We start from the raw sequence: 3,090 nt of genomic DNA on the forward strand, positions 1-3,090 counted from the left end.
AAGTAGGTTCACGTACAGTAACAACTACTTACGAAGTAAATCCAGCAGATGGAACAATTACAGAAAGAGTAGGAGAACCAGTAGTAGTAAATCCAACAGCAACAATTGTCAAAGTCGCAGCGAAGGACAAAGTGGAGACAACCGAACTCCCATCACCTAAGAAATATGTGAAAGATGATACACGCGACAAAGATCAACCAAATGTGGAAGAAGCAGGCCAAGTAGGTTCACGTACAGTAACAACTACTTACGAAGTAAATCCAGCAGATGGAACAATTACAGAAAGAGTAGGAGAACCAGTAGTAGTAAATCCAACAGCAACAATTGTCAAAGTCGCAGCGAAGGATAAAGTGGAGACAACCAAACTCCCATCACCTAAGAAATATGTGAAAGATGATACACGCGACAAAGATCAACCAAATGTGGAAGAAGCAGGCCAAGCAGGTTCACGTACAACAACAACTACTTACGAAGTAAATCCAGCAGATGGAACAATTACAGAAAGAGTAGGAGAACCAGTAGTAGTAAATCCAACAGCAACAATTGTCAAAGTTGCAGCGAAGGACAAAGTAGTAGAAACACCAATTGAACCAGAAGTTGAGTATGTTAGAGATGTTGAAAAAGACTTCGGTACACCAGCTCAGCGTACTGAGGGTAAAAAAGGTAAAACAGTTACTACAACTACTTATGATGTAGATCCAAACGACGGTCATATCACAGAACACGTTGGTAATCCAGTAGTCACCCCAGCAGGTAAGACAATCGTTAAAGTTGGTGCGAAAACTAAGGTTGAACAATCTAAAGATTCTGAAGGTCATGATGTGATTGATACCACTACCTATGAAGTTGATCCAAAAACAGGTAAGGTAACTCCAACAACCGTTCGAACTTATGGAACAACAAAAGAACCAACAGTTGAGAAGAGAGTAGTACCATCACTTGTTGTCTATGAAAAAGATGATACGAAAGAAAAAGGTACAGCCCCAACTACTGTTAAAGGTGAAGATGGTGAAGACACTATCACAACAACTTACACTGTGGATCCTAATACTGGAAAGATTACAGCAAGTGAAGGTCAACCAGTTCGTACGAAAGAACCAACGAATACTATTGTCAAAGTCGCAGCGAAGGATAAAGTAGAAACAACAGAAATCCCATCACCTAAGAAATATGTGAAAGATGATACACGCGACAAAGATCAACCAAATGTGGAAGAAGCAGGACAAGCAGGTTCAAGTACTACCACAACAACTTATAGTGTTGATCCTACTACAGGCGCTATTACAGAAACAGTAGGAGAACCAGTAGTAGTAAATCCAACAGCAACTATTGTCAAAGTCGCAGCCAAAGACAAAGTAGTAGAAACACCGATTGAACCAGAAGTTGAGTATATTAGAGATAGTGAACGAGAAGTTGGCACACCTAATGAACGCGTTGAAGGAGCTAAAGGTAAAACAGTTACTACCACTACTTACGATGTAGATTCAAACGACGGTCATATCACAGAACACGTTGGTACCCCAGTAGTCACCCCAGCAGGTAAGACAATCGTTAAAGTAGGAGCTAAAACTAAGGTTGAACAATCTAAAGATTCTGAAGGCCGTGATGTGATTGATACCACTACCTATGCAGTTGATCCAAAAACAGGTAAGGTAACTCCAACAATCGTTCGAACTTATGGGAAAACGAAAGCACCGACAGTAGAGTTAGAACAAGATTCTAAGACAGGTGATGTTACAGTGACACCGAAGAAACCAGATGGGTCAACATATCCACCAGGAACTAAGGTAGAAATCCCAGGTAAAGATGGTAATCCAATCGTCGTTACAATCGATGAAGATGGTAAAGGTAAAGTACCAAACAGTGATCTACCAAACGTAGAAAAAACAGGTACAGGTAAGATTACTGAACCAGGTAAATCATCTGTGGAAGTTCCTAAGGTAACAACTTTTGAAAACGATGTATTAGGGGGTTCAATTGCATTGCCAGAGCTAATGATTGAGGTTCGATGGATTGATGAAGACGGAAATGTATTGAAACCATCCGTTAAGACAGGTAATGAAAAGGATGCTGAACATGGATCAATTCCAGTATATGAATTTGTACGAACTGTGATTGATGAAAATGAACCAGTAATTACTCACATTTTCAGAAAAGTAAGTGGAAATACAAATCCAAATACAATTCCAGTCACTCCAGTCACTCCAGTCACACCTGATACTAATGGTGATTCTAGTCAATCCACAGCTCCACTAGCTACTCCAATTCAAGATGCTGTTAGTCCGAATGCTAATCACGGATCCATTACAACTACTATTGATAAGGAATCTAAGTCAAATGATTCTCAAAATGTATTGCCAAGACTTGGAACAGAGTCAAGTATGACTCTTGCATCTTTAGGGCTTCTTGGTATGCTAAGTATCCTTGGACTTGCGTTTGGAAAGAAAAAAGAAGACTAAAATAAGCATTTCGTTAAAGTTTGAACTACTCACTGTTAAGTGAACGATGAAATAAAAGATTAAGAAACGACCTTGTTCCTCATTTGAAGAAGTACAAGGTCGTTGTTTTATTTTTGAAAAAGGGAGGTATCAGTATTGGTACCAACCCCCTCTCAAAATATTGTATGTCTTTAATCCTAGTGCTCAGTTTTGAAATGTTCCCAAAAGTTCTCAATCGGTGAGCGATTAGTACACTTTCTAATCTAATATAATGGATTGAACCTAGAATAGTACGCTACGGATTCTAAAACATTTATAGAAATTTATTTGACTTTCCTAATTTCTTTGTTCATATCTTATTTTAATCCACTATATATAGAGAATGTCATCAGAAAGGAGAATCTTTCTGTTTTATTTAAACAAACTGTATATTAATGTGTTATAAACATTCGCATATGTTTGCGCTTTATTCGAGAGGTTGAACGGCTTTATGATTGCTTAAATGAATTGAAAATGATATAATCGAGCTGTAATAGCTGTAATAGCTGTAATAGCTGTAATAGCTGTAATAGCTGTAATAGCTGTAATAGCTGTAATAGCTGTAATAGCTGTAATAGCTGTAATAGCTGTAATAGCTGTAATAGCTGTAATA

1 protein-coding gene is annotated in these 3,090 nt (G+C 38.1%); it reads left to right on the plus strand.

Annotated elements, in window-relative coordinates; all coding sequences use genetic code 11:
* Positions 1–2,459 (plus strand): G5 domain-containing protein (locus QM928_RS09765; protein ID WP_414322002.1); only part of this gene is annotated, 2,459 nt, incomplete at its 5' end.
* Positions 2,460–3,090: the final 631 nt, after the last annotated feature.

This window comes from Streptococcus infantis (genome assembly GCF_047460405.1).
GTDB lineage: Bacteria > Bacillota > Bacilli > Lactobacillales > Streptococcaceae > Streptococcus > Streptococcus infantis_Q.